The organism is Paenibacillus sp. J22P59, assembly GCF_059383895.1.
On sequence record NZ_JBXENX010000011.1, the window covers coordinates 53206 to 76379 of the forward strand.

General features: G+C 49.7%; 21 protein-coding genes and 1 riboswitch. Of the genes, 19 read left to right on the top strand and 2 right to left on the bottom strand.

Going from position 1 to position 23174, the window contains the following annotated elements; genetic code table 11:
• Nucleotides 1–28 precede the first annotated feature (28 nt).
• Complete coding sequence (locus AC50YO_RS18905) at nucleotides 29–1306, bottom strand: glycoside hydrolase family 18 protein (protein WP_494849673.1); 1278 nt, start codon at nucleotides 1304–1306, stop codon at nucleotides 29–31.
• Between the two features lie 347 nt (nucleotides 1307–1653).
• A riboswitch (purine riboswitch) is annotated at nucleotides 1654–1753 on the top strand.
• A 237-nt stretch (nucleotides 1754–1990) separates the two neighbouring features.
• Between AC50YO_RS18905 and purE the strand changes: the two genes are divergently transcribed.
• The 19 genes from purE (at nucleotide 1991) to AC50YO_RS19000 (ending at nucleotide 21962) form a co-directional block, all read left to right on the top strand.
• A complete protein-coding gene (gene purE, locus AC50YO_RS18910; protein WP_494849675.1) occupies nucleotides 1991–2476 on the top strand; it encodes a 5-(carboxyamino)imidazole ribonucleotide mutase in 486 nt (161 codons plus the stop codon).
• Nucleotides 2473–3645: a 5-(carboxyamino)imidazole ribonucleotide synthase gene (gene purK / locus AC50YO_RS18915; RefSeq protein ID WP_494849677.1), complete on the top strand. Its 1173-nt coding sequence runs from the start codon at nucleotides 2473–2475 to the stop codon at nucleotides 3643–3645. The genes purE and purK overlap by 4 nt, the downstream gene beginning before the upstream one ends.
• 8 nt (nucleotides 3646–3653) lie before the next feature.
• The gene (purB, locus tag AC50YO_RS18920) at nucleotides 3654–4949 is read left to right on the top strand and encodes an adenylosuccinate lyase (RefSeq protein ID WP_494849678.1); all 1296 of its coding nucleotides are present in this window, start codon (nucleotides 3654–3656) and stop codon (nucleotides 4947–4949) included.
• A gap of 16 nt (nucleotides 4950–4965) precedes the next feature.
• Nucleotides 4966–5862: a phosphoribosylaminoimidazolesuccinocarboxamide synthase gene (locus AC50YO_RS18925; protein ID WP_494849679.1), complete on the top strand. Its 897-nt coding sequence runs from the start codon at nucleotides 4966–4968 to the stop codon at nucleotides 5860–5862.
• 75 nt (nucleotides 5863–5937) lie between these two features.
• The gene (gene purS, locus AC50YO_RS18930) at nucleotides 5938–6180 is read left to right on the top strand and encodes a phosphoribosylformylglycinamidine synthase subunit PurS (protein WP_494849681.1); all 243 of its coding nucleotides are present in this window, start codon (nucleotides 5938–5940) and stop codon (nucleotides 6178–6180) included.
• Nucleotides 6181–6183: 3 nt separating this feature from the next.
• Nucleotides 6184–6879: a phosphoribosylformylglycinamidine synthase subunit PurQ gene (purQ, locus tag AC50YO_RS18935; protein WP_494849682.1), complete on the top strand. Its 696-nt coding sequence runs from the start codon at nucleotides 6184–6186 to the stop codon at nucleotides 6877–6879.
• Nucleotides 6857–9103 (top strand): phosphoribosylformylglycinamidine synthase subunit PurL, encoded by a 2247-nt coding sequence (gene purL, locus AC50YO_RS18940; RefSeq protein ID WP_494849684.1) that lies wholly within the window; start codon nucleotides 6857–6859, stop codon nucleotides 9101–9103. Before purQ ends, purL begins: the two co-directional genes overlap by 23 nt.
• A complete protein-coding gene (gene purF, locus AC50YO_RS18945; protein ID WP_494849686.1) occupies nucleotides 9088–10566 on the top strand; it encodes an amidophosphoribosyltransferase in 1479 nt (492 codons plus the stop codon). Before purL ends, purF begins: the two co-directional genes overlap by 16 nt.
• A 36-nt stretch (nucleotides 10567–10602) precedes the next feature.
• Nucleotides 10603–11646 carry a phosphoribosylformylglycinamidine cyclo-ligase gene (gene purM / locus AC50YO_RS18950; RefSeq protein WP_494849850.1) on the top strand — a complete coding sequence of 348 codons (1044 nt, stop codon included), beginning with the start codon at nucleotides 10603–10605 and terminating at the stop codon, nucleotides 11644–11646.
• Nucleotides 11646–12263, top strand: a complete 618-nt coding sequence (gene purN, locus AC50YO_RS18955) for a phosphoribosylglycinamide formyltransferase (protein WP_494849688.1) — start codon at nucleotides 11646–11648, stop codon at nucleotides 12261–12263. Before purM ends, purN begins: the two co-directional genes overlap by 1 nt.
• Before the next feature lie 122 nt (nucleotides 12264–12385).
• On the top strand, nucleotides 12386–13936 hold the full coding sequence (gene purH, locus AC50YO_RS18960; RefSeq protein ID WP_494849690.1) for a bifunctional phosphoribosylaminoimidazolecarboxamide formyltransferase/IMP cyclohydrolase: 1551 nt from the start codon (nucleotides 12386–12388) through the stop codon (nucleotides 13934–13936).
• Between the two features lie 33 nt (nucleotides 13937–13969).
• Nucleotides 13970–15238, top strand: coding sequence for a phosphoribosylamine--glycine ligase (gene purD, locus AC50YO_RS18965; RefSeq protein ID WP_494849691.1), 1269 nt, complete (start codon nucleotides 13970–13972; stop codon nucleotides 15236–15238).
• Nucleotides 15239–15274: 36 nt separating this feature from the next.
• Nucleotides 15275–15412, top strand: coding sequence for a hypothetical protein (locus AC50YO_RS18970; protein ID WP_494849692.1), 138 nt, complete (start codon nucleotides 15275–15277; stop codon nucleotides 15410–15412).
• A gap of 378 nt (nucleotides 15413–15790) precedes the next feature.
• On the top strand, nucleotides 15791–15931 hold the full coding sequence (locus AC50YO_RS18975) for a hypothetical protein (protein WP_494849693.1): 141 nt from the start codon (nucleotides 15791–15793) through the stop codon (nucleotides 15929–15931).
• Nucleotides 15932–16213: 282 nt separating this feature from the next.
• On the top strand, nucleotides 16214–17218 hold the full coding sequence (locus AC50YO_RS18980) for a polysaccharide deacetylase family protein (protein ID WP_494849694.1): 1005 nt from the start codon (nucleotides 16214–16216) through the stop codon (nucleotides 17216–17218).
• A 15-nt stretch (nucleotides 17219–17233) separates the two neighbouring features.
• Nucleotides 17234–18658 carry an FG-GAP repeat domain-containing protein gene (locus AC50YO_RS18985; protein WP_494849695.1) on the top strand — a complete coding sequence of 475 codons (1425 nt, stop codon included), beginning with the start codon at nucleotides 17234–17236 and terminating at the stop codon, nucleotides 18656–18658.
• A gap of 20 nt (nucleotides 18659–18678) precedes the next feature.
• Nucleotides 18679–19422, top strand: a complete 744-nt coding sequence (locus tag AC50YO_RS18990; protein ID WP_494849697.1) for a response regulator transcription factor — start codon at nucleotides 18679–18681, stop codon at nucleotides 19420–19422.
• Nucleotides 19419–20810 (top strand): sensor histidine kinase, encoded by a 1392-nt coding sequence (locus AC50YO_RS18995; RefSeq protein WP_494849699.1) that lies wholly within the window; start codon nucleotides 19419–19421, stop codon nucleotides 20808–20810. Before AC50YO_RS18990 ends, AC50YO_RS18995 begins: the two co-directional genes overlap by 4 nt.
• Before the next feature lie 330 nt (nucleotides 20811–21140).
• Nucleotides 21141–21962, top strand: coding sequence for an alpha/beta hydrolase (locus tag AC50YO_RS19000; RefSeq protein WP_494849700.1), 822 nt, complete (start codon nucleotides 21141–21143; stop codon nucleotides 21960–21962).
• 59 nt (nucleotides 21963–22021) lie between these two features.
• Here AC50YO_RS19000 and AC50YO_RS19005 read toward each other — a convergent pair whose 3' ends face one another.
• The gene (locus AC50YO_RS19005; protein WP_494849701.1) at nucleotides 22022–23173 is read right to left on the bottom strand and encodes a Ger(x)C family spore germination protein; all 1152 of its coding nucleotides are present in this window, start codon (nucleotides 23171–23173) and stop codon (nucleotides 22022–22024) included.
• Between the last annotated feature and the right edge of the window lies 1 nt (nucleotide 23174).

The following is a 23174-nucleotide window of genomic DNA, read 5'->3' on the forward strand; positions in this document are numbered from 1 at the left end:
CCTACTATGGCGATCTTCCGTCCTTTTTCTATATAAGCTTGCGGATATGAAAGTTTTCTCGAAGGACGTACCAGTTCTGCGGAAAAGCGACGCCGAGTACCCAGTAGCTGACTCCTCTGAGCTGGTAAGCCTTGACGATATCGAACTTAGCCTGTACGCTGCGGGCGTCCTCGAACCAGACCACATGCTCTTGTCCCTGCTCATCATAATAGTAATAAAACGGGGATTGGCTGATCGGGTCAAACTCAATCTCTGCTCCGTATTTAGCAGCACGGTTAATGGCTTCTTTCGGGCTTATCGTGGGTGCCCATTTGCCGCCTTGTACATAAGGGAGAGTCCAATCATAGCCGTACAGCGGCATGCCCATAACAATCTTATTAGCGGGAATGACCGAGAGCGCATATTGAAGGACTTTGGACACTTCATTCAGCGGTGCCACAGCCATTGGCGGGCCGCCTGACCACCCCCATTCATAGGTCATGAGAATAACGAAGTCGACAATTCGTCCGTGTGCGGCATAGTCATGCGCCTCATAAAGCGTTCCCTGCTGATCAGCTGTAAGCTTGGGAGCCAAGGCAGAGGATACGAGAAAGCCATAAGGATGAAGGGTATCGACCATTAATTGAAGGAAATCATTATACAGCTCCCGATCAGCTGGTGGGACATATTCAAAGTCGATGTTCAGTGCTAAGTATCCTTTTGTATGCATCGTATCAAGAATTGCAGCTGCTACTTTGTCTCGAATGACAGGGTTAGAAATAACGGCATGAGCGATTTCTGGACTGAAGGTGCCAGCTTCGAAATTAGTGAGGACCATCATCGGAGCAGTTCGGCCCTGATAAGCAGCTTGAATAATGGCGGTGTCATCCAAGGAGGTTAAGGAGCCGTCAAGCTGGACGCGATAGCTGAAGGGGCTAAGGTAAGTAAGGTTCTCATTGAGTTCGTTCGTGAGCTCCACACCGCTAGCTCCGAATTTCTCGATATAGCCATTCACTTCAATGGTTGGTTTATAGGGTCTGGGGATTCGAAGAAGCTGGCCCGGATAAAGCAGGGCAGGATTCTTCATCGCATTCGCTCTTATTAACTCCTGAAGCGTTATTCCGTATTTTTGCGAAATGGTCCATAGGCTCTCTCCAGGCAATACGAGATGGCTGCTAACGTTAATTGGGATAATAAGTGCCTGGCCGATGACTAGCGTACTTGCTGGGCTTATGCCATTGGCATCTGTAATATCGCTTGTCATCACGCCGTATTGGTGTGCAAGCTGCCATAGCGTATCCCCTCTTTGGACGGTATGAATTTGCACGCGTTAATCTCCTCCTTGTAGCCGAGAATCGCTTATGTATTAAGTGTATTCCATGAATGTCCTGAACTGACCGAGTTTATGATGCCTCGATGAATCTGTTGTTCGGGGAATGCTAGGTTAATGCGATCCCCGCTGGATGGGGGCAGCTTGATCAGTTGGAAACGCTAATCTTGGAAATTGTCGAAGGATAGGGGATAAGGGCGAAGGGTTTGCGCAAGATAACAAAGAGAACGGGTGCAAAAACGAACCTTTTCAAAAGAAAAGCATTTTAATGTTCGTATTTTATTCTTATTTCATTGACAGCTATCGGGGGATTAGATAAACTAGAATAGGTCAAGGCGGATTATTCCGTGCAATAGTCGAAAACTCGTATATCCTCGGGAATAGGCCCGGAAGTTTCTACCCGAAAACCTTATTTTTCGGACTACGAGCATGGTGGAACAATAAGGCAGGTTGTCCTTCACAGGACAACCTTATACTGTCTTTGCGTTGATGCATTAGAGAAGTAAAGACAGCTATTGACACCAAATGCAGCTAATAGGATGTCCGTTTATCGGGTCCTCTGATGAGTTGCCGCTCGAAGTCCCGGCAGCATTCGTATGAGAATTGTACGTTCGCTCGCCCGGGATTTTTCTGTTTCTTCCGGCCTGTTTCCAATCAATAGATGAAAGAAGGTTTGAACGCATGTCTGCCAAAGTAGGCGTCATCATGGGTAGTAAGTCAGATTGGGACACAATGAAGCTAGCTTGTGATGTGCTTGAAGAGCTCCAAATCCCGTATGAGAAAAAGGTTGTATCTGCTCATCGTACACCGGATCTGATGTTTGAATATGCAGAGACCGCAGCTAAGCGAGGACTTAAGGTTATTATCGCTGGTGCAGGCGGCGCTGCTCACCTACCCGGCATGGTGGCCGCTAAGACGGTTCTGCCGGTTATTGGCGTTCCGGTTAAATCCTCCAATCTGAGCGGGCTCGATTCGCTGCTGTCCATCGTACAGATGCCCGGCGGCATTCCGGTTGCAACTGTAGCTATCGGGAATGCTGGCGGCACGAACGCAGGTCTGCTGGCAGCACAAATACTGGGTGCATTCGATCCAGAGGTGCAGGCTAGAGTAGAGGCCCGTCGTGAACGGATTACGCAGGAAGTATTGGAAAGCAGTGAGACGCTATGACGGCAGAAGCGGACAAGCAGGGACGCAAGCTGCTTCCCGGCAGTACAATCGGTATTCTTGGCGGAGGCCAGTTGGGCCGAATGCTGGCTCACGCGGGCAGCAGCATGGGGTATCGCTTCATAGCGCTCGATCCTACGCCTGACGCGCCATGCGGACAGGTGGCTGAGCAGATTATTGCCGCTTATGATGATCGTGAAGCGGCATTGGAATTGGCGAAGCGAGCAGACGTTATTACGTATGAGTTCGAGAACGTGGACGCTGATGTAGCTGCCATGCTCATGAAGGAAGCGTATGTGCCGCAAGGCAGCGAGCTGCTCTACACGACGCAGCATAGGCTTCGCGAGAAGCGTGCAATCGAAGCGGCTGGCGTACGGGTTGCTCCCTACAGCGAGATTCGCAGCGCCGCCGAGCTTCGCGGGGCAGCCGAACGGTTCGGTCTTCCTTGTGTGTTGAAGACCGTGATGGGCGGCTATGATGGCAAAGGACAGTGGGTCATTCGCAGCTTCGATGAGATCGAAGAGGCCTATGAGACGCTGAGCCGTGCCGGAGTTGAGCTTGTACTGGAGCAGTTCATTGCGTTCGATAAAGAATTATCAGTCATTGCGGCGAGAAGTCCGCAAGGGGAGATCAGAACCTTCCCTGCTGCGGAGAATATTCACGTCGATAACATATTGCATCTATCCATTGTTCCTCCTCGAATCGAAGAACGGATTCAGAAGGAAGCCGAGCAATTGGCGATGCGAATTGCAGAAGGGCTTGGCGTTGTCGGCCTGATTGCAGTAGAGCTGTTCCTGACGGCGGACGGCGAGCTATTTGTCAATGAGCTTGCTCCCCGCCCGCACAACAGTGGACATTATACAATGGAAGCTTGCAGAACCTCGCAGTTCGAGCAGCATGTACGGGCAGTATGCAACCTGCCGCTTGGCGATACAGCACTCCTGACACCAGTGGTAATGGTCAATGTGCTTGGACAGCATGTCGAGCCGTTGCTGGCTCGGATGGCTGAGCGGGATGAAGCGGCTGAAAGGCTGAATGTCGCTCCCAAGGTGCATTTGTATGGCAAGAAGGATGCGGTGCATAAGCGGAAGATGGGTCATGTGAATATACTTGCAGACCGTATAGAGCAAGCGCTTGAATGGGTAGAAGAAACAACTATTTGGAAGGTGTGAGACGGAAAATGTTGGAGCGTTATAGCAGACCGGAAATGAGAGCGATCTGGACCGAGGAGAATAAGTTCAAGGCATGGCTTGAGGTGGAGCTTTGTTCTTGCGAGGCATGGGTAGAGCTAGGTGTTATTCCGAAGGAAGATGTAGAAGCATTGCGTGAGAAAGCAAGCTTTGAGATTGACCGTATTTATGAAATCGAGCAAGAAACGCGTCATGATGTTATTGCCTTCACACGTGCCGTATCCGAGACAGTGGGACCAGAGCGCAAATGGGTGCATTACGGTCTGACTTCGACTGACGTCGTTGATACAGCGACAGGCTACTTGCTTCTTCAAGCGAACGCGATTCTGCAAAAGGATATTGAGCGTTTCATCGCTATCTTGCGCGAGAAGGCGATTCAATATAAAGATACACCGATGATGGGCCGGACACATGGCGTACATGCAGAGCCGACAACCTTCGGTTTGAAGATGGCACTGTGGCATGAAGAGATGAAACGGAATTTGGAGCGCTTCCAGCATGCAGCTAACGGCGTACAATTCGGTAAAATTTCAGGCGCGGTCGGCACTTATGCCAATATTGATCCATTCGTTGAAGAATTCGTCTGCAACAAGCTGGGCATTACAGCGGCGCCTATCTCGACTCAGACACTGCAACGCGACCGTCATGCGGAGTACATGGGTACACTCGCGCTGGTTGCCAGCTCGCTCGACAAATTCGCTACGGAAATTCGCGCTTTGCAAAAGAGTGAGTTCCGCGAGGTGGAGGAGCCGTTCGCAAAAGGTCAAAAAGGCTCTTCTGCTATGCCGCACAAACGCAATCCGATCGGCTGCGAGAATATTTCCGGCCTGTCCCGCGTCATTCGCGGTCACATGCTAACGGCTTACGAGAACATTCCGCTGTGGCATGAGCGCGATATCAGCCATTCCTCCGCAGAGCGCGTCATCTTGCCAGATGCAACGATGCTGCTGAACTACATGCTGAATCGTCTGGGCAACATTATTAATAACCTGCAAGTGTTCCCAGAGAACATGAAGCGCAACATGCAGCGTACGTTCGGCGTACCATTCTCTGGCCGTGTGATGACGAAGCTGATTGACAAAGGGCTTAGCCGTGAGCAAGCCTATGACACCGTTCAACCGCGTGCTATGCAGGCCTGGGAGGAGCAGCGTCAATTCCGCGATATCATCGAGTCTACACCAGAGATTACGAGCATGCTGTCATCGGAAGAAATTGATGATGCCTTCAATCCTTCGTGGCATTTGAAGCATGTCGATACGATCTTCACACGTCTTGGATTGAACTAAGGGGGAGCCAAAGCAGATGACCGCACAATCGCAAGCTTTGTCTACAGCCGCGGATTATGTAAAAGCTCCGCTGCTGTACAAAGGAAAAGTACGTGAGCTCTATGATCTGGGCGAGCATTACTTGATCGTTGTTACCGATCGCATCTCAGCGTTCGATTATGTGCTTGATCCGGCTGTGCCTGACAAGGGCAATGTGCTGAATCGCCTCTCGGCCTTCTGGTTCGAGCAGACGGCACAGCTTGGACCGCATCATGTGGTTCATACCGATGTGGAAAAGCTTGGCGACCTGGTTACCGAGCCTGAGCTGCTCAAGAACCGCATTATGGTCACTCGCAAAGCAGAGCGCATTGATATTGAGTGCGTCGTACGCGGCTATATCACAGGCGGAGGCTGGCGGCAATACCAGCAAACCTCTGCGATCAATGGCATCGCGTTGCCTGCTGGCATGCGCAAGAACGAACGGTTCCCTGAGCCGATCTTCACCCCTGCGGCGAAGAATGATGTTGGGCATGATGAGGATATCCCGTTCGAGCGGATGCAGGAGCTGGTCGGTGCTGAGCTTGCGCTTGAGCTGCGTGACCGCAGTATACAGCTGTATGAATTCGCTCATGCTTACTGTGCAGAGAGAGGCATCATTCTGGCAGATTGCAAGTTTGAATTCGGCCTTATTGACGGCAAAGTCATTCTGATCGACGAGATTTTCACGCCAGACTCTTCACGTTTCTGGGCCGAGGGCAACTATGCTTACGACATTGAGATCGATAGCATGGACAAAGAACCGGTTCGTACGTATCTGCTTGGCTCGGATTGGGACAAGAACAGCAAGCCGGACCCGCTGCCGGAATCGGTTGTTGCGGAAACGACGAAGCGTTACAGAGATATCTACCGCCGTCTTACCGGCGCTGAATTATAAGCATATCCATATGAACTGAGCAAGGTTATTGGTTGCACGACCAAGCACGTAAATTCACATTTTCAGGAGGCCACTATGAAAGCAATCGTCTACGTCACTATTAAAGAAAATGTATTGGACCCGCAAGGCACAGCCGTTCAAGGAGCACTTCACACAATGGGCTTCGCAGAAGTTGAAAAGCTTCGCATCGGCAAATATTTGGAGCTGCAGCTCGACACGAATGATCGTGCCGAAGCAGAGGCGCGTGTGAAAGCAATGTGCGAAAAGCTGCTTGCCAATACGGTAGTGGAAGATTACCGTTTTGAACTGGAGGGATAAGCGATGAAGTTTGCAGTAATCGTATTTCCTGCTTCCAACTGTGACATTGACTGCTACAAAGCAGTAGAAGATACAATTGGCCAGTCCGTAGATTATGTGTGGCATACAGCAACCGACCTGTCCGGGTACGATGCAATTCTTATACCGGGCGGCTTCTCTTATGGCGATTACTTGCGCTGCGGAGCAATTGCCCAGTTCGCTCCTGTTATGGCTGAAGTGAAAAAAGCGGCAGAAGCAGGCAAGTTCGTGCTTGGCATCTGCAACGGCTTCCAGATTCTTACCGAAGCAGGCCTTCTGCCAGGTGCGCTTATCCGCAACAACAGCTTGAAATTCCGCTGTCATCAAACACCGCTTGAGGTGGTCAACAATAAGACGGCATTCACGAATCAATACACGCAAGGCGAAGTGATCAGTATTCCAATCGCACACGGTGAAGGCAACTACTACTGTGACGATGAGACGCTTGCGAAGCTGGAAGCGAATGATCAGATCGTATTCCGCTACGCGGGCGATACGAACCCGAATGGCTCGCTTGCGAATATCGCCGGCATCAGCAATGAGAACGGCAATGTGGTCGGCATGATGCCGCATCCAGAACGTGCAGTAGATCAAATACTTGGCTCAGAAGACGGCAAACGGATGTTTACATCGATTTTGAATGCATGGAGGGAACAGCATGGCGCAGCAGTTAACGGCTAAGGAACCGACAGCGGAGCAAATCGCAGATCAGAGGATTTACACGCAGTTCGGCGTAACAGATTACGAATTTGAGCTTATTTGCGGTTTTCTCGGACGTAAGCCTAACTATACGGAGATCGGTGTATTCAGCGTTATGTGGTCGGAGCACTGCTCCTACAAGAACTCCAAGCCGATCTTGAAGAAGTTCCCGATTACTGGACCACGCGTCCTGATGGGACCAGGCGAAGGCGCTGGTATCGTGGATATCGGTGACAACCAAGCGGTCGTATTCAAAATTGAATCGCATAACCACCCTTCAGCAGTTGAGCCTTATCAAGGCGCTGCAACAGGTGTAGGCGGCATTATCCGCGACATTTTCTCCATGGGTGCTCGTCCTGTAGCTTTGCTTAACAGCTTGCGCTTCGGCAACCTTGAGAATGATCGCGTTAAATATTTGTTCGAGCATGTTGTCAGCGGTATTGCTGGCTACGGCAACTGTATCGGTATTCCAACCGTTGCAGGCGAAGTAATGTTCGACGAGAGCTACGAAGGCAATCCGCTCGTTAATGCAATGTGCGTAGGATTGATCGATCATGACAAAATCCAACGCGGTGTAGCTAAAGGGGTAGGCAACCCGGTATTCTACGTAGGTCCTGCAACAGGCCGCGATGGTATTCACGGTGCGACATTCGCTTCCGTTGAGCTGTCTGAGGAATCCGAAGAAAACCGTACAGCCGTTCAAGTCGGCGATCCGTTCATGGAGAAGCTCGTTATGGAAGCAACGCTTGAGCTGATCAATTCCGGAATCGTCCTTGGCATTCAAGATATGGGTGCAGCAGGTCTTACTTGCTCCAGCGCAGAGATGGCTTCCAAAGCCGGCAACGGCCTTGAGCTGTATCTGGATGAAGTTCCACAGCGCGAGACTGGCATGACGCCTTACGAGATGATGCTCTCTGAGTCTCAAGAGCGTATGCTGTTCGTTATTGAGCCGCAGCATGAGGAACAAGCGATGGAGATCTTTGATCGTTGGGGCATTATCTGTGCGAAGGTCGGAAAAGTAACGGATGACGGCCGTCTCCGCCTGTTCCACCAAGGCAAAGAAGTAGCGGATATGCCGGTTAAAGCACTCGTCGATGAGTGCCCAGTCTATGAAAAGCCATCGCAAGAGCCGGCTTATTATGGGGCTAACGCTTCAATCGACACGAATGCTTATCCTGAAGTGACAGATTTGACTGGCGCATTGGAGAAGGTGCTTGCTTCCCCGACGGTAGCAAGCAAAGAGTGGGTCTACAATCAGTATGACTACATGGTACGTACTTCTACAGCCGTTCAACCGGGCTCGGATGCTGCTGTTGTAACTATTCGCGGCACGCGCAAGGGTCTGGCAATGACGACAGACTGTAACGGACGTTATGTCTATCTGGATCCTGAAGTGGGCGGTCGTATCGCGGTTGCTGAGGCAGCGCGCAACATCGTATGCTCCGGCGCAGAGCCGCTGGCTATTACGGACAACCTGAACTTCGGCAACCCTGAGAAGCCGGAAGTATTCTGGCAGATTGAAAAAGCAGCGGACGGCATGTCCGAAGCTTGCCGTGTGCTGGATACGCCAGTTATCGGCGGTAATGTGAGCTTGTACAATGAGAATGCCAAGGGTGCTATCTACCCTACGCCAGTTATCGGCATGGTTGGTCTGGTGCATGATATCGACCATATTATGACGCAAGGCTTCAAGAACGAAGGCGATGTTATTATTCTTGTCGGCGAGACGAAGGCTGAGCTAGGCGGAAGCGAGCTGCAATATGTTCTGCATGGCGTAGCTGAAGGACGCCCTCCTGCCATTGATCTTGCAACAGAGAAAAAAGCTCTCGGAGCTGTACTAAGCGCGATTCAGCAAGGTCTCGTTGCTTCGGCGCATGACTTGTCTGAAGGCGGTCTGGCAGTTGCAATCGCAGAATCCAGCATTAGCGGCGGCGGCTTAGGCGCAGAAGTGAACTTCGTGACGGATCTTCGTCCGGATCACGCGCTGTTCAGCGAATCACAATCACGTATTCTCCTCTCTGCGAAACCAGAGCAAGCGGCTGCGCTGCAAGCTTTGTTGACAGAGCAAGGTGTCGTAAATACAGTAATCGGCAATGTCAAAGGCAGCAGCCTGACCATTACCATTAACGGAAAACCCGGCATTCAGGCGCCGGTACAACAACTGGAGAAGGTCTGGAAGGATGCGATTCCATGTCTGATGAAATAAAGCAGCTCACGCTGTGGACGGGAAATCACTATAACGAAGGCATTGGCCGTGACGATATATTTGATAAATTACGTGAGGAGTGCGGAGTGTTCGGGGTATTCAATGTCCCGAACGCTTCCTCCTTATCGTATTATGGCCTTCATGCTCTGCAGCATCGCGGCGAAGAGAGCGCGGGGATCTGTACCGTTGATACTTCAGAAGGCAATCGCTTTGCTTATCACCGCGGAATGGGGCTTGTTAAGGAAGTATTCGATAAAGACAAGATTACTTCGCTTACTGGTGATCGTTCCATCGGTCATGTGCGCTATTCGACGGCAGGAGAGAGCAAGCTGGCGAATGCACAGCCGCTTATTTTCCGCTATCGGGATGGCGATCTGGCTGTTGCGACGAACGGCAATATCGTGAATGCACCCGCTATTCGCAAGGAGCTGGAGAGCCAAGGCTCGATCTTCCAGACGTCTAGCGATACGGAAGTTATCGCGCATCTGATTGCGCGCTCCTCTAAAGACTTCGAGACAGCAGCGAAAGAAGCTTTGCAGCGTATTGAAGGGGGCTTTGCCTTCCTGATTATGACGAATGACAAGCTGCTCGTTGCGTCTGATCCGAATGGTCTGCGTCCGCTCGTTATGGGCAAGATTGGCGATGGCTATGTGTTCTCTTCCGAGTCCTGCGCATTCGAGTCCATTGGTGCAGAATATGTGCGCGACGTTCAACCGGGCGAGCTGCTCTACCTGGATGCGAACGGCATGCGTGAGGATCGTTATGCAGAAGTAGAGCGCCGGGCAACCTGCGCGATGGAATACATTTATTTTGCGAGACCGGACAGTGATATCCATACGATTAATATTCACTCCGCTCGCAAGCGTATGGGCAAGCAGCTGGCTATGGAATCCTTCGTGGATGCGGACATCGTTACAGGTGTGCCGGATTCGAGTATTTCGGCGGCTATTGGCTATGCGGAGCAGACAGGCATTCCTTATGAGCTTGGTCTCATCAAAAATAAATATACAGGCCGGACCTTCATTCAGCCTTCGCAGGAGCTTCGCGAGCAAGGCGTGAAGATGAAGCTGTCCGCTGTTCGCAAAGTAGTAGAAGGCAAGCGCGTCGTCATGATCGACGATTCGATCGTGCGCGGTACAACCTCGCGCCGGATTGTCAACATGCTGCGGGAAGCAGGAGCTACCGAGGTGCATGTGCGGATTACTTCGCCGCCTTTTAAGAACCCTTGCTATTACGGTATCGATACGCCTGACCGCAAGGACCTGATCGCTTCGTTCCGGACTGTACAGGAGATCTGCGAGGTCATTAATGCCGACTCCTTATCTTTCTTAAGCAATGAAGGGTTCATCGACTCAGTAGGCGGCAACGATGGCGCATATAACCGCGGCATGTGCCTAGCTTGCTTTGATAATGACTATCCAACTCCGGTTAATGAAGAATCGGATAAAAGCTGCAGCTGTTAAATCGCCGCGAGGCACTATATAAAGGGGTTGACTGAAGTGTCAGAAGCGTATAAAAAAGCAGGCGTCGACATTGCTGCCGGCAATGAAGCAGTCGAACGGATGAAGAAGCATGTCAAACGGACATTCCGTCCAGAGGTGCTGACGGATCTTGGCGGATTCGGCGGATTGTTCGGCCTAGACAAGAACAAATATGAAGAGCCTGTACTCGTATCTGGTACGGATGGCGTGGGCACGAAGCTGAAGCTGGCATTTGCAATGGATAAGCATGATACGATCGGTATTGATGCGGTTGCAATGTGCGTCAACGATATTATCGTACAAGGCGCAGAGCCATTGTTTTTCCTCGATTACCTGGCTTGCGGCAAAGTCGTTCCTGAGAAAATCGAAGCGGTCGTTAAAGGCATCGCTGAGGGCTGTGTACAGTCCGGCTGTGCACTGATCGGCGGCGAAACGGCAGAAATGCCGGGCATGTATCAAGGAGATGAATACGATATCGCCGGCTTCACGGTGGGTGTTGTAGACAAGAAAAAGATTATCGACGGAACGACAATTGCAGCCGGCGATGCTGTTATTGGCTTTGCTTCCAGCGGTATTCACAGCAACGGCTTCTCGCTCGTTCGTCGCCTGCTTCTTGAAGAGTGCGGCTATGCGCTGGATCAGAAGCTTCCTGAACTGGGAGATGAAGTGCTTGGCGATGTATTGATCGAGCCAACTCGCATCTACGTGAAATCGGCATTGAAGCTGATTGAGGAAGTGAAAGTAAAAGGAATGGCGCATATTACTGGCGGCGGTTTCATCGAGAACATTCCACGGGTATTGCCGGAAGGCGTCAATGTTGATATCGAATACGGCTCATGGCCGATTCTTCCTATTTTCCAGCTTATGCAGGATAAAGGTGCAATCACGAACCGTGATATGTTCACAACCTTCAATATGGGCATCGGATTAATAGTAGTTGTTCCTGCTGATGAGGCAGAGCAAGCGCTTCGCATTGCTGCTGAGCTTGGTGAGCAGGCTTACCGCATCGGAACTGTAACGGAAGGAAGCCGAATCGTTACGTTTACGGGGGCGGATGTTTAATGGGAGCAATACGTTTGGCTGTATTCGCGTCAGGGCAGGGAACGAACTTCCAAGCTCTGGCCGATGCGGTGCAGCAAGGAGAGCTCGATGCGTCCATCGAGCTCCTTGTTTGTGATAAGCCTCTAGCGCAAGTTGTAGGGCGTGCTCGCAAGGCGGGAATTGCTACATTTCTCTTCTCCCCTAGGGAGTATCCCTCACGTGAGGCGTATGAGACTGAGATCTTAGCGGAGCTGGAGCGACTGGAAGTTGATGTGATCGTTCTAGCAGGGTATATGCGCATTATTACGCCGGTATTGGTAGAGCCTTATTATGGTCGGATGGTCAATATTCATCCCGCTCTGCTGCCTTCATTCCCCGGTGTCAACGGAATTAAGCAAGCGCTGGACTATGGCGTTAAGCAGACAGGCGTTACCGTTCACTATGTGGATGGCGGTATGGACAGCGGACCAATCATCGCACAGCAGGTGGTAGAAGTGTTGGACGACGATACCGAGGCTTCACTTGCCGAGCGCATTCATCAAGCGGAGCAGCAATTGCTGCCGCAGGTGCTGCAGTTCATCGCCGAAGGCCGTGTAGTTCTTGACGGTCGCAAGGTGACGATAACAGAACGCGCTTAACAAGAGCAACCTAGAAGAACATCAGATGCAATAACAATAAGCCCCCTATTCGGGGCTTCCTTATATAGAGGCCTGCATGAGGCTGAGCTATTCATTTCTAACCATTTCAGGAGGATGATCGCGTGGCAATTCGTAGAGCGTTAATTAGTGTATCCGACAAAACCGGTATTGTGGAGTTTTCCCGTGAGCTTGCCAATCAAGGCGTGCAAATTATTTCGACTGGCGGTACTTACAGCCTGCTTGAGAAAGAGGGAATTCCGGTTATTGGCATCTCCGATGTAACAGGCTTTCCAGAAATTCTTGACGGCCGCGTAAAAACGCTGCATCCTGCTGTACACAGCGGCTTGCTCGCCGTGCGCGATGATGAAGAGCATACGAAAGTAATGAAGGAGCTTGGCCTCGACTATATCGACCTTGTTATCGTGAATCTGTATCCGTTCAAGCAAACGATCTCCAACCCCGATGTTGCTTATGCAGATGCGATTGAGAATATTGATATCGGCGGTCCAACGATGCTTCGTTCCGCAGCTAAGAATCATGCTTTTGTAACGGTTGTTGTAGATGCTGCTGATTATGGTGCAGTTCTGGAAGAAGTGAAGGCAAGTGGAGATACGACGCTTGAGACACGTAAGCGTCTGACAGCGAAAGTATTCCGTCATACAGCAGCCTATGATTCTCTGATCGCAGACTACTTGTCGAAGCAAGTAGGAGAGCCGCTTCCTGAGAGCTATACGGTTACTTATGAGAAGGTGCAGGATCTGCGTTACGGCGAGAACCCGCATCAGAAGGCTGCTTTCTACAAAAAACCGCTTGCAGCGGTTGGCACGATTACAACAGCTGAGCAGCTGCACGGCAAAGAGCTGTCTTATAACAACATTAATGACGCTAACTCAGCGATTGCCATCCTCAAAGAATTCGATGAGCCGGCAGTCGTTGCGATTAAGCACATGAACCCTTGCGGCGTAGGCATCGGCACGGATATCCATGAAGCATACAAAAAAGCCTATGCAGCTGATCCAACGTCGATCTTTGGCGGCATCGTAGCGGCTAACCGTGCGCTTGGAGCGGATACAGCAGAGCTATTGTCCCAATACTTCCTTGAAATTATTATTGCACCAGACTTTACGCCAGAAGCGCTGGAGATTCTAACGAAGAAGAAAAACCTTCGCTTGCTTAAGCTTGGAGAGCTGGCACAAGCTGCTGCTGAGCGTCAGCCTGAGTGGCTGCTTACGACCGTTGATGGCGGCATGCTTGTACAAGAAAGCGATGTACGCAGCCTGACCGAAGCGGATCTGCAGTTCGTTACAGACCGCAAGCCAACGGCAGAAGAGCTGAAGCAATTGCTGTTCGGCTGGAAAGTTGTGAAGCATGTGAAGTCTAATGCCATCATGCTGGCTAAAAACGATATGACAATCGGCGTAGGCGCTGGTCAAATGAATCGTGTCGGCTCTGCACGCATCGCAATCGAGCAAGCTGGCGAGCAAGCAGTTGGTTCGGTTATGGCATCGGATGCTTTCTTCCCAATGGGAGACACCGTTGAGCTTGCCGCCAAAGCAGGCATTACCGCTATTATTCAAACAGGCGGCTCCATTAAGGACGAAGAGTCGATTGCCGCAGCTAACGCGAACAATATCGCGATGGTCTTCACGGGCGTACGTCACTTCAAACATTAGAATCGGATTATGAAGCAGGGGGGAGCGAGAGCAATGAGAATTTTAGTAATTGGCGGAGGCGGCCGTGAGCATGCAATCGTCTGGGCTTTGACCAAGAGCGAGAAGGTTAAAGATATTTATTGTGCGCCGGGCAATGCAGGAATCGCTCAGTTAGCCGAATGTGTTCCTATAGCAGTCAATCAGTTCGACGAGCTAATTCAGTTCGCGAAGGATGCGGCGATTGATCTTGTGTTCGTGGGTCCGGATGATCCACTAGCTGAAGGAATTGTAGATGCGTTCGAAGCGCATCAGATTCCAGTGTACGGACCGAACAAAGCGGCTGCGGAAATCGAAGGCAGCAAAATTTTCATGAAAAACCTGCTGAAAAAATATAACATTCCTACTGCGAAGTATGAGACGTTCACGGATTATGAGACAGCCTTGTCGTATTTGCGTGAGCAGGCGGTGCCGATTGTAATTAAAGCTGATGGATTGGCTGCCGGCAAAGGCGTGACCGTTGCTTACACCTTGGAAGAGGCAGAGCAAGCGCTTCGCGAAGCGATGGTAGACAAGGTATTCGGCAATGCAGGCAATCAGATCGTGATCGAGGAATTCCTTGAGGGCGAAGAGATGTCGATCCTTGCCTTCGTTGACGGGGAGACCGTGAAGGCGATGGTGCCTGCACAGGATCATAAGCCAGTATTCGATAATGATAAAGGGCCGAACACTGGGGGCATGGGTACGTATACGCCGCTTCCTCATATCGCTCAGTCGATTATCGACGAGTCTATCGCCAATATCGTGATTCCGACTGCGAAAGCGATGGTTAGTGAAGGACGTCCTTTCCGCGGCGTGTTGTTCGCAGGTTTGATGATCACGAAGGATGGCCCGAAAACGATTGAGTTCAATGCGCGAATGGGCGACCCTGAGACACAGGTCGTATTGCCGCGTCTGGAGACGGATCTTGTTGATATCGTTCTTGCTTCATTGAATGGCCGCTTGGATCAACTGGAGCTTGTATGGAGCGATGAAGCAGCAGTCTGCGTCATTGTTGCGTCCGAGGGCTATCCAGCTGCTTATCCTAAGGGCAGAGTCATTGAAGGCCTTGCTGCTGCAGAAGCACAAGGGGCACTTGTCTTCCACGCTGGAACAGCGGAGAAGGATGGCGCTATCGTTACGAATGGCGGTCGTGTGCTCGGAGTCGTAGGCAGAGGCCGTGATATTGCGGAAGCTCGTGCACGTGCTTATGAAGCCGTAAGTGTAATTCACTTCGAGGGCATGCACAGCCGTTCAGATATTGCTGCCAAAGCGCTTAAAGGCTAGCTACAGCTATTCTCAAATATATTTAAAAAGTCCCAAATGAAAAAGTCCCAAATAAAAAAAGAAGCTTCAAATCCAAAAGAAAGCGGATTTGAAGCTTCTTTTATTTATACGCAGGATTACGGCACTCTCACAAATGGACTTTGGGAACGTTTTTACCAGCCGATGGACAAGTAGATGTGGAAATAAACCCGTTCACGTAACTTGATTAGTCTCTAGTGAGGCTTTTTCGCTATTTAATGAGGCTATTGTTACTAATTGGAGTACTTTATGAGCTTGATCGAGGATTAGTGTCACCAAGGTTCCTAGTCGAGAAGCTTGGTTCCCCACTAGTGAACTCAGCTTCTTTATTTCATTTTCCCACCCGTAAAAGTAGCGTAACAAGATCATATGGTTCACTAATTAGCGAAATCAATTCCTTATACGAACAAAAATAGCTTCAGCAAGATTACAATGAATAGATTAATAGTGAAATGAATGCAATGTCGGATTAGCCAGGCCCAACCGCTGGACATAAGTTGTGTGGAGCTATAGCTAGAGAAAGCGCAAGAGAAAGTGAAAGAGAAAGTGAAAGAGAAAGTGAAAGAGAAAGAGAAAGAGAACGTGAAAGTGAAAATCGCACTTGGAAAGCCTCCTAGAACAAGATATGGTGGAGAACAAAGCTATCGCTCACTCATTGTTTATTCAAGTAAGTGAGGATGACGAAAAAGCGCAAGTTTCAAGGGAATGTCTCCGCGAACTTGCGCTTTTTTTATAATCCTGAGCAGCATTTCCTGCTTAATTTGAATGGTTCCTTCGCAGAAAACGAAAAGGTCTTTTGGCTCACACCCAGATTGGGTAAGTGGTTAGATAAGCGTTATATGGCGGGTGGTGGATATTGGTGTCGGGATAGCTCGAATGTGTAACTAATTTGTAACTCCCTCTCTCTACTATTCCTATACTATTAAACTATCAGCAGGGAATGGAAAGGTGATTCAGATGGAAAGGACTAACACAAGGAACAAGATTCGAAACAAGAAAAAAAATCGTCGTCGATTGATCGTACTCGTACTTATGCTTGCTGCATTGACTATATGGCTCGGAGGCTGCGGTGCAGGCAAGTCGCTTGGCCTATCAGCATTGCTGCCAGTCACCAGCTCAGGAAGTAACTCAGGAACAGATGCCAGCGAGAAGCCATCAGAGGAAGCTGTTAAGCCAGATAATCAAGTTGAAGAGCCCGAGAAGCAGCCGCAAGATAAGGAAGAAACAAAGCCAGATAATGAGCAGCAGCCTACAACGACTCCTGAGGTTGTCATTCCAGACACCGAGAAGCCTGCTGTAACTGAAAAGCCTGTTACGCCTGATACACCGGGTAAGACAGACAAGCCTGATAAGACAGACAAGCCAGAGAAGAAGCCCGATAAAGCGCATAAAGGTGAGAAGGTTGTAGCTTTAACATTCGATGATGGCCCGGACAAGCGTTATACGCCAGCCATTTTGGATATATTGAAAGAAAAGGGCGTTAAAGCGACATTTTTCTTAGTAGGCCTACAAGTAGAGAAGGACCCTGAGATTCTGCGGCGTATTGTAGAGGAAGGACATGCGATCGGCAATCATTCTACCCATCATAAAGATTTGTCCAAGCTCACGAAGCAGCAGATATTGAAGGAAATTAATGAAACCGATGAATTAATTGAGGATGCGGTAGGCTTCAAGCCAGAGATGTTCCGTGCCCCTTACGGAGCGGTGTCTCCTACATTGAAGGAAATTATGGCATCAGAGGATCGCGACATGATAGGCTGGAATGTGGATACGCGGGATTGGGCAGGGACATCCGTTGCGGCCATGAGAAAAATGATTCGGAATGAAACAAAGCCCGGAGGCATCATATTAATGCATTCATTCGGTGGCAAGAATATTAAAAACACAGTAGAGATGCTTCCGCATGCTATTGATGATCTGGAGAAAATGGGATACACCTTCGTTACAGCCGATAAATTATAAGGGGAGGCTGGCTAATTGCTTCTATTCAAATTGAGCAGGGCGGCATTAACAGCCGCCTTGCTTTGTCTATTCGCCACAGGCTGCCGCTATACGGCTGCCCCAGCCGATCTGTTGACAAAGCCCAAGCTGACGGAGGACAAGCAGGCGCTTATGCAGGTAGTCAACGAAGCGCTGCCGCTCTATAGCAAGCTCACGCTGCCGCTGAAGGATGATGGACAAGGTGCCATCCGATTAATGGACTTGAATGGCGACGGCGTTCATGAGGCTATTGTGAGCTATTACAATGAGTATAGCTCGCCGGAGCTTATGGTGCTTCGCATGTCAGCAGACACGTGGAAGCCATGGATTATTATCCAGCAGCCGATAGCCCGTCAGATCGACTGGATCAAAGCGAAGGATCTCGATCAGGACGGCAGGACGGAGCTGGTTGTTGGCTGGAGCGGTTCGTTCGAGAATTCGAATCTGGCTGAAATTTATTCTTTTCAGACAAAGCCCGTGAGGAATGAGGATGGCAAGCTGGTCTTGCAGCCGCTGGAGTCTATTCCTTATATGTATATGGACATTGACGACGTAAATGGAGACGGCAAGCCGGAGCTGGCGGTCATTATGTCTGAGGGCGCCATTCAGGATATTGAGCTGTCTGGGTATAGGCTTGAGTTGTATGACTGGCGCGAAGGAAAGCTGAAGACACTGCAAAAGCTTGATCTGTATCCGGCGGTTAATGTCTATGACAGAATGCTAATTGGCAAGGTCTCTCCACGGCATAATGGCATTCTCGTTGAGGCCCAGACGGGAGCGCATGCCATGTATACGGCGATGTATGCTTGGGATAACGGCAAGCTTCGACTTATCTATCCCCCTGCTGCTGAGAGCCTGTATGATGTGGCTATTACCGAAAGGCCGACGCAAAGCGAAGATATTAACGGTGACGGAATCATTGAGCTAATGACGACGAAACGAGCGCCTGGCCAAGAAGACAAGGCCTATGCGGATAGCTTGTGGATCAATGAATGGCTGCAGTGGAATGGGCGAGATGAATTCCGGCTGGTTAGAGAAGAATTCAGCGACTATAACTACCGGTTCAGTCTGACGATTCCTGACCTATGGAAGGGTCAGTATACCATTCATGCACCAGATGAAGCCCAGCAAAAAGCGGGAAATATCGTCACTTTTGATTACTATAACCAAGCGACGAGAGCTACTGCAGAATTGGCATCCATGTACGTTGTACCCAAGTTGGAATGGGAAGTCAGAGAAGCTGCGTGGAAGGATGAGTCTCGACTGTATAAGGTACTGAAGGAAGACGGCGGGCTGGTCTATGCAATGACTATTGAGACGGAGCCTCCTTCTCATTTGGAGCAAAGGGACAAGAAGATATTCAGCTCTATATTTGTTGCTGGAGAGCAGCTGGAGGCATTGTTCCGATTAATAGAGGATTGATGGGATAAGGCAGGTGACCTATGCGGATTTTATTATTGGAAGATGAAGAAGCCATTCGCGGATTCGTCCGAATAAATTTGAAGCGCAATGATATGGAGGTAACAGAAGCAGATCATGGAGAAGCGGCATTGGCGCTTGCACAAGCTGAGGGGCCGTTCGATATTGCGCTTCTTGATGTGATGCTGCCGACGATTAGCGGCTTTGAGGTATGCGAGCGGCTTCGGGAGCTTTATCCGGACATGGGCATTATTATGCTGACAGCGAAATCCCAAGAAGAAGACAAAATTCATGGGCTTGAGCTAGGGGCAGATGATTATGTGCAGAAGCCCTTCAGCCCAGGGGAGTTGATCGCCCGGATCAAGTCGCTCAGCAGAAGGATGAAGACCGTGCCTTCAAGCCTTGCTCTCCCGAATGGAGCGGAGAATGCAGCGGATGAGGAATGGAATCGAGAGGATGAGATTCGTATAGAGGGCTTCAGGCTGTCTCATTCCCAGCGCAAGCTGTGGAAGAACGGAGAAGAAGTCGTACTTACCCCGACAGAATGGACCCTTGTTCGGCTATTAATGGAGCGTGTGGGCCAGAGCGTAAGCCGTGATGATATTTTGACCGAGGTGTGGGGCCGTTATTATGTAGGCGATCTCAAGGTAGTCGATGTTAACATTCGCCGAATTCGGCAAAAAATCGAAAACAATCCGTCTGATCCGGATTTTATCGAGACGGTATGGGGCTTCGGTTATAGATGGAAACGGAGCATGGACCAATGAGCAGCCTAAAGACGAGAATGGTCTGGAGTTATTTGCTGCTCATCGTACTTGTTGTATGTGTGCTGGGTGCGTTATTTGTAACGCTTATCTACAATTATTATTACGGAAGTGCGCAAAGTGCTGTCAAACAGCGTGCTGTATCTGCTCATACCCAGCATAGCCGTTCGCTTGCTTCCTTGCAGGTATATGACCAAGGCGATTATATGCTTCAGTATATGGCCGAAGGCGATATACGTCTTCAGCTGCTTGATCATAACGGCAAGCTGCGTATGGATTCCGATGGCTTTGCCCATTCCGTGGATTATATGACTCCCGACGTCAAAGCGGCATTAGCGGGTTCAACGGGCACATGGCAGGGTGAAGATCCGATGTACGGCGAACGAGTTGCTGCAGTTACAATCCCAATCTTCAACGATAAGAGAGTGGTGTCGCTGCTCCGCTATTCAGCTTCCGTGACGCAAATTGATGATATGGTTAGCCGCTTGCTGCAAATGACAGCTTTCGTAGCGATAGCAGTCGTATTATTATTCCTTGGGCTTAGCCTATGGATGACGCAGCGCATTGTCAGGCCGATTCAAGAGCTGACACGAGCGGCAAGGCATATGGCGGAGGGGGATTGGACCAGGCGGGCGGTCAAGAGAAGCAATGATGAGATTGGACAGCTGTCGGAGACCTTTAATACGATGATGGTGGAGTTGAACAAGCGGGAGAAGCTGAAAAATGATTTCATCTCCTCCATATCCCACGAGCTTCGGACTCCGCTGACGTCTATAAAAGGTTGGAGCGAAACCTTGAAGGATGGTGATCCTGCGAATGGGGAGGAGATGCAGCTAGGCCTGACGATAATAAGCCGGGAGACCGAGCGGTTATCCGGGCTTGTAGAGGATCTGCTTGATTTCTCCAAGCTGGCAGGCGGAGGCATGGAGATGCATCCGGAGCTTCTGGACTTGAATAGCCCTGTGAGGGAGACCGTCCATCAACTGGCTGTTCGCAAGGAACAGACTGGGGTTCGCTTATCTGCTGCGCTGAGCCCGCATCCGATTCTAGTTCATGGCGATGCGAATCGCTTGAAGCAGGTCATCATTAATTTGATTGATAATGCCTTCAAGTTTACCCAGAGCGGGGGAACGATCCGGGTAACGACGTCCTCCGACCATGAATTTGCGACGTTAATTGTATCAGATACAGGAATAGGAATTGCTTCAGAGGATATTGCCCATGTCACTGAAAAGTTCTACAAAGCGAATACCAGCCGAGGCGGCAGCGGCATCGGCTTGGCGCTCTGTAAGGAGATAACGGAGCTTCATGGCGGGACGCTAACAGTCGACAGTGAGAGCGGTGCAGGTACAATTGTCACTATTAAGCTGCCGTTAATGCTGGAGAGCTGAGGAAGAAATGAAAAGCTATTGTTTATAGAACAGTAGTTTACGGTTGAGCAGGACATAAACGACAGCGACGATAATGCCAGCGATCAACATGACAGGCAGCCAGTGCTCGGACAACCACTTGATCCACAGAGGCATAAGACCAGCTCCTTTCGTTATTTCATATCCCATAGGTTGAGCATAATAAAAGCGGGCTATACGCCCGTTTTTATTATGCTGGAAATACGGTTGACATCATTGCTATACTGATGATATTATGATCGTACACATAATTCATAGTATTCAGGTAGGATTTATATAGTATATATATGGTGATTGCAGGGGGTTATGACATTGGAGAAACAATTGATACTTCGGCATGAAGGCCTTGAGCTAACGGCGACGCTTCATTACCCAACCGATAGCTTGAAAGATGACGGAAAGAAGAAGCAGGCTATCATTATTTGTCATGGATTCATTGGAAGCAGAGTGGGTGTTGACCGATTATTCGTGAAGACGGCGAGGGCGCTTGCTGATCAAGGCTCTTACGTGCTTCGCTTCGATTATGGCGGATGCGGGGAAAGCAGCGGCGACTACGGTGCGCTCGGGTTCGATAGCATGATCGACCAGACGAGAACAGCCATTGATTATATAGCGGATATGGATTGCGTAGATCAACGGAGAATTGTCCTGCTTGGGCATAGCCTTGGCGGTGCAATTGCGATAATGACAGCTGTTAAGGATAAGCGAGTCAAGCGCCTTGTCCTCTGGTCTGCTGTTGCGTATCCATTCAATGATATCGTTCGGATCGTAGGGCGTTCCGGTTATGATGAGGCAATTACGAGTGGCAGTACGGATCATGCAGGCTATACACTTCAGCCGGTGTTCTTCGATTCACTGATGCAGCATCAACCGTTCCAGGCGGCAACGCGCTTTGGAGGCGAAGTGCTGGTGATCCACGGAACGAGTGATGAGCTTATTCCGGTCGACTACAGCTTTTTGTACCAGAAGGTGCTCTGGACTCGCAATGAAGGCTTATGCGACAAGGAAATTATTTTTCAAGCCAATCATACGTATTCTTCAAGGGAACATCAGCAAGAGGCAATACGCTTGACATCGGGCTGGCTGTCTGGACTCGATCAGCAGCAGCAGGAATGGCATCATTGGAGTATTTAATAAGGGTAATAAAGAACTCTTTCAAATAAAGCAGGCAGTGGATCAATCCGCTGCCTGCTTTATCTTTGCCGCTTGAATTTGCCGTTATAGGGAATGCTGATGTCGATATCCAGTTTTTCAATGGAGTCTTTATCAATGATAAGTTTGTGACCGTCATTGGACAGCTTGCGCCATAGCCGCGGTTTTCTACGGTATAAGCTCTCTTCTAGATGGAAAATATCCACACCGATACTAAGCCCCTCTTTATAGGTAGCCATGATCTCTTCTTTGATTTTATTAGCAGCAAACTTGCTCATTTCTTCGGATGACATATCCTCCATATACTCATACATGCCAGCATAATAGCTCGCCTTAATCCGAAATTTCACTTCAGAGCCATGGATAACAGGCATTACCTTCACTTTCTTCCCGGCAACCGATATAGATCCATATATAACACCGTCCTTCACGATATCGAGCGCTGAACGATACATGGGAATCTGCAGCCAATGATAGCCCATCAGCTTATTTCTAGGTATGTAGCCTCTATGCTCCAAGTTATTATCAAAGAAACCGCCGTTAATCACATACAATTCATGGGGACGATCGTTTTCTTTCCACTGGTCTTTATTAATCGCTAAGCTTGGAAGATAAGCAGCGATCGATGGCTCGCTTTGTGCGGCTAGAAATTTAAAAAAGAGCGTCGGAGGAAGAATGGAATCCAGCTTATAATAAGCTTCCGGGCTATGAAGTATAGTCGTAAGGGGGGATTGCTTGAAGAGCGAGGTCACGCTAAGCAGCTTGTCCAGCGGTTCTCTTGTCCCGTACATCCAAGCATTATAACGAACCTCAGGATAACGGTTAATCATATCCCCTAATGAAACTTCTTTTGCTCTTAGCGCCCTCTCGGTAACAACAACAGCCGTAACATGGCCCCAAGAAACGTAGAGCTGAGAGGTCTTGAAGCAATCATTGATGGCTGTATTCAACGTTCTCCCGCGGCCTTTGCCAACCCATACAGGAGCTTCTACATTCTGGGCGCCTCCTTCTCTTTTGGAGATGCTTGAGAAATCAAGCATTTGCAAATATACGACAATCTGATTATCCACAAAATCTACGCCAACTGTTTTTACATAGCTTTGTGTCTGAATTTCTTTGCTGCTCCAGCACCCTGCAAGAGGGAGCAGCATGATTAGGATGGCTAAGTTAAATAAGGCACGCTGTCGCATCATA